Origin of the sequence: uncultured Kluyvera sp. (assembly GCF_902485085.1) — a bacterium.
GTDB lineage: Bacteria > Pseudomonadota > Gammaproteobacteria > Enterobacterales > Enterobacteriaceae > Kluyvera > Kluyvera ascorbata.
This window is the reverse complement of record NZ_CABTJS010000129.1, coordinates 1-4,628: the sequence shown is the minus strand read 5'-3', so window position 1 is coordinate 4,628 and position 4,628 is coordinate 1. Positions and strand designations below refer to the sequence as shown.

Genomic DNA, 4,628 nt, shown 5'->3' with positions numbered 1-4,628 from the left:
GGTAAAAGGTTATCAGTGTTAACAATTACCGGCCTTCGGGTCGGTAATTACATTATTTCGGCGAAATTTATTTATTACCTGAAGATGTTGTACTTTTCATCAATTCTTGGATGTCCGCTCTTCGCTCATAGCGGACCTTAATTGCAATAAATCTTTCGCCATGGGAACGCTATTACACTTGTAACTGACTGATAATATTGATCACTTAATTATGAACTATTGGCGAAAAATCACTGTATTACACTGATTTAATAGGAGAACTCGCAAGATTTAAAACCCCTTTGAACGAGTGAGAACGACAACATTCATGTTAAGTTGACTTGATGTCAACAGTCATTAACGAAATCTATTCCCCAAAATGAAAGTTAACTCACTGATTGGGAAAGAATAAAATGACAGTTCGCAAGAAAGGAAAATCAGCCAGAAATAACATATAACTGGCTGATTTATACTGATTAATCCTTGATTGTACTACCTTGCTTGTGGAACAGTTCACGGAAGACCGGATAAATATCTTCCTGATCGCGAATGTGCTGAATGGCAAAGTTATCAAACGTCTGCTGCAGATGTTCATATTCACGCCACAGCGTCTGGTGCGCCCGCCGGGTGATTTCGATATAGCTGTAGTAACGCACTACCGGCAGAATTTTCTTCGCCAGAATTTCATGACACAGCGGGGAGTCGTCCGCCCAGTTATCGCCGTCCGACGCCTGCGCGGCGTAAATGTTCCACTGCGCCGGGTCATAGCGCGCTTTCACTACTTCATCCATCAGTTTCAGCGCACTGGAGACTATCGTGCCGCCGGTTTCCTGTGAGTAGAAGAACTCGTGCTCATCTACCTCTTTGGCCTGAGTATGGTGGCGAATATAGACCACCTCCACGTTTTTATAGGTTCGGCTCAGGAACAGATAGAGCAGGATATAAAAGCGTTTGGCCATGTCCTTGGTAGATTGATCCATCGAGCCTGAGACGTCCATCAGACAGAACATCACCGCCTGGCTGGAAGGCTCAGGGCGTTTCTCGTAGTTCTTGTAGCGTAGGTCAAAGGTGTCGATAAACGGCACGCGGTCGATTTTTGCCCGTAGTTCGGCAATTTCTTTACGTAGACGTTCTTCTTCCAGAAGCTGCGCCGGTTCGCTTTTGGCCACTTCATCGAGCGTGGCTTCCAGCGCGTGCAGCTCGCGACGTTTACCTGCGGTCATCGCCGTACGACGGGCGAGGGAGTTTTGCAGTGAACGCACGACGCTGATGTTCGCCGGTACACCGTTGGCGGTGAAGCCTGCACGGTGCGTTTTAAACTCGGTGAGCTGACGCTGTTGGTTACGCTTGAGGTTAGGCAGCGCCAGGTCTTCAAACAGCAGATCCAGATACTCATCTTTGGAAATCTGGAACACGAACTCATCCTGACCTTCGCCATCGGCGCTGGCCTGTCCCTGACCACTACCGCCGCCACCGCCGCCGCCCTGTGGTCGCTCGATACGATCGTTTTGTACGAAGTGGTCGTTACCGGGATGAACCCGATGCCGCAATCCGCCGCGCCCCTGATGGAACATCGGCTCGCTAATATCATCCGTCGGAATGGAGACAGATTCACCGCTGTCGATATCGGTCACCGAACGTTTGTTGATGGCCTCGGAGATCGACTGTTTTATTTGCGCTTTATAACGGCGCAAGAAGCGCTGGCGGTTAACCGCACTCTTGTTTTTGCCGTTCAGACGCCGGTCAATGAACCAGGTCATAGCCCCTCCTGAACTGCTTTTGCCAACTTACTGCGCCTGTAAGTGCCGGATGAACCGGCCTACGGGACATTGTTGTCGGCCCGGCAGCGCGAACGCCGTCGGGTACCGTGTGGTTATGACGATTTACGCACGCGCAGATACCATTCGCACAACAGGCGAACCTGTTTGCGGGTATAGCCTTTTTCCATCATCCGATCGACAAAATCGTCGTGCTTTTTCTGCTCATCGGTTGAGGTCTTCGCGTTAAACGAAATCACCGGCAGCAGCTCTTCGGTATTGGAGAACATTTTCTTCTCAATAACGGTGCGCAGCTTCTCGTAACTCGTCCAGTTCGGGTTGCGGCCGTTGTTGTTGGCGCGGGCGCGCAGCACAAAGTTGACTATCTCATTGCGGAAGTCTTTCGGGTTGCTGATCCCCGCAGGCTTCTCAATTTTCTCCAGTTCAGCGTTCAGCGATTCACGGTCGAACAACTGTCCGGTATCCGGGTCGCGATACTCCTGATCCTGAATCCAGAAATCGGCGTAGGTAACATAACGGTCGAAAATGTTCTGCCCGTATTCCGAGTAGGATTCGAGGTACGCCGTCTGGATCTCTTTACCGATAAACTCGGCGTATTTCGGGATCAGATAGCCTTTGAGGAACTCCAGGTAGCGTTCCGACTGCTCCTGCGGGAACTGCTCGCGTTCGATCTGCTGTTCCAGCACGTAGAACAGATGTACCGGGTTCGCCGCCACTTCGGCGTGGTCGAAGTTGAACACGCGAGAGAGGATCTTAAAGGCGAAACGGGTAGAGAGACCGTTCATTCCTTCGTCCACGCCCGCATAGTCGCGATACTCCTGGTAGGACTTCGCTTTCGGGTCAGTATCCTTCAGGCTTTCACCGTCGTACACGCGCATTTTCGAGTAGATGCTGGAGTTTTCCGGCTCTTTCAGGCGTGAAAGAATCGAGAAGCGTGACAGCGTTTCCAGCGTGCCCGGCGCGCAAGGCGCGTGGGTCAGCTCACTGTTGTTAAGCAGTTTTTCGTAAATCTTGATCTCTTCGGAGATGCGTAAGCAGTAAGGCACCTTGACGATGTAAACACGGTCGAGGAACGCCTCGTTGTTTTTGTTGTTGCGGAAGGTGACCCACTCAGATTCGTTCGAGTGTGCCAGGATAATGCCGTTAAAGGGCAGGGCAGAGATCCCTTCGGTCCCGTTGTAGTTACCTTCCTGGGTGGCCGTCAGCAGCGGATGCAGCACCTTGATTGGCGCTTTAAACATCTCGACGAACTCCATGATCCCCTGGTTGGCGCGGCACAGGGCACCGGAATAGCCGTAGGCATCCGGGTCGTTCTGCGCGTAGTGTTCAAGTTTGCGGATATCGACTTTACCGACCAGCGCGGAGATATCCTGGTTGTTTTCATCGCCCGGTTCAGTTTTGGCAATCGCAATCTGTTCAAGGATGGATGGCCAGACTTTCACCACGCGGAATTTGGTAATATCGCCGCCGAATTCGTGCAGGCGCTTCGCGGCCCACGGCGACATAATGGTGCCCAGATAGCGGGTTGGCACGCCGTACTCTTTTTCCAGAATCTGCGCGTCTTCCTGCGGATTAAACAGGCACAAAGGATGATCGTTAACCGGACTACGCTCGCCGTTGGCGCTCAGCACGTAAATAGGTACGCGCTGCATCAGCGCTTTAAGACGCTCCGCCAGCGAGGATTTACCGCCGCCGACTGGGCCTAATAAGTAGAGGATCTGTTTCTTTTCTTCCAGTCCCTGGGCGGCATGTTTCAAATAGGAGACGATCTGTTCAATCGCTTCTTCCATGCCGTAGAATTCTTCAAACGCCGGATAGCGTCCGATGACTCGGTTCGAAAAGAGACGGGAAAGCCGCGGTTCCTGGGCAGTATCAACCATTACAGGCTCGCCAATAGCGGTTAATAGCCGTTCTGCTGCGTTAGCATAGGCACTGCGATCTTGCCGACAAATGGTAAGAAACTCCTGCAGTGTGAACTCTTCGTCCTTGGCAGCATCATAGCGCTGGCGATAGTGATCGAATATATTCATGGCATGCCGTCCTCTTGTATACTCTGGGAACATTTTAGAATTCTACTTTTAGCGTAGTTCTTCAACGGGATAAAAAATGATCCGTCCTATTTGTTATGAGCGAGTATCCACGAAAAATCAACTTTCGGAAGCAGGTAATGGTGCTGGTGGTCTAGACGACCAAAGGGCAGCCATTGACCGTTACCTAGATGAGAAGAAACAGTTATTTAGTGAAGGCCGTATTTACCTACAAGACCGTGGGGTATCTGCTTTTCGCAATGATAACATCAGTCCTGATTCACAGTTGGGTATGTTTCTGGAAGGAATTCGTCGTAAGGAATATGGTGAAGGTGATGCATTGATAGTATTGAGTCTGGATAGGCTTAGTAGGCGTTCTAGCTGGTCAGAAGATACTATTCGATACATTGTTGAAAGTGGTGTTGAAGTTCATGATATCAGTGGGCGACTAGTGCTGAACCGTAACGACGCTAACTCGAAGATCATTATGGAACTAATTCAGGGTCGTTCTTACAATGAATCTTTGCTGAAATCAACACGTGCCATTGCGGCATGGGATAGGAAGATTAAAGAAGCGATCAAAGATGGGAAGGTGATATCAAATAGAATGCCAGTTTGGTTAGTCAATGATGGTGGTAGGTATGCCGTCAATGAAAAAAAAGTAGAGGTGATTCGTTCGTGTTTCCAGATGTATGCAAATGGTATGAGCACTGGTGAGATAGTAAAATGACCTGCCCCCACGATTAGATACAACACTCAGTTAGTAACGTCGGAATCTTCATTCTCAGAATGACCCTTTCTCCAGCCCGCTGCAAATTCAGACGGTGTCTGATAATTCAGCGTG

The 4,628-nt window shown here is 50.0% G+C and carries 3 protein-coding genes; 1 reads left to right on the top strand and 2 read right to left on the bottom strand.

What is annotated here, in order from left to right; genetic code table 11:
• Nucleotides 1–455: 455 nt before the first annotated feature.
• Complete coding sequence (locus tag RDN66_RS15630) at nucleotides 456–1,739, bottom strand: YeaH/YhbH family protein (RefSeq protein ID WP_035894609.1); 1,284 nt, start codon at nucleotides 1,737–1,739, stop codon at nucleotides 456–458.
• 113 nt (nucleotides 1,740–1,852) lie between these two features.
• Nucleotides 1,853–3,787 carry a protein kinase YeaG gene (yeaG, locus tag RDN66_RS15625; RefSeq protein ID WP_308537970.1) on the bottom strand — a complete coding sequence of 645 codons (1,935 nt, stop codon included), beginning with the start codon at nucleotides 3,785–3,787 and terminating at the stop codon, nucleotides 1,853–1,855.
• Nucleotides 3,788–3,863: 76 nt separating this feature from the next.
• On the opposite strand from yeaG, the gene RDN66_RS15620 reads away from it, so the two are divergent.
• Entirely contained in the window at nucleotides 3,864–4,514 is a 651-nt protein-coding gene (locus RDN66_RS15620) for a recombinase family protein (protein ID WP_308537969.1), read from the top strand.
• The last annotated feature ends 114 nt before the right edge of the window (nucleotides 4,515–4,628 follow it).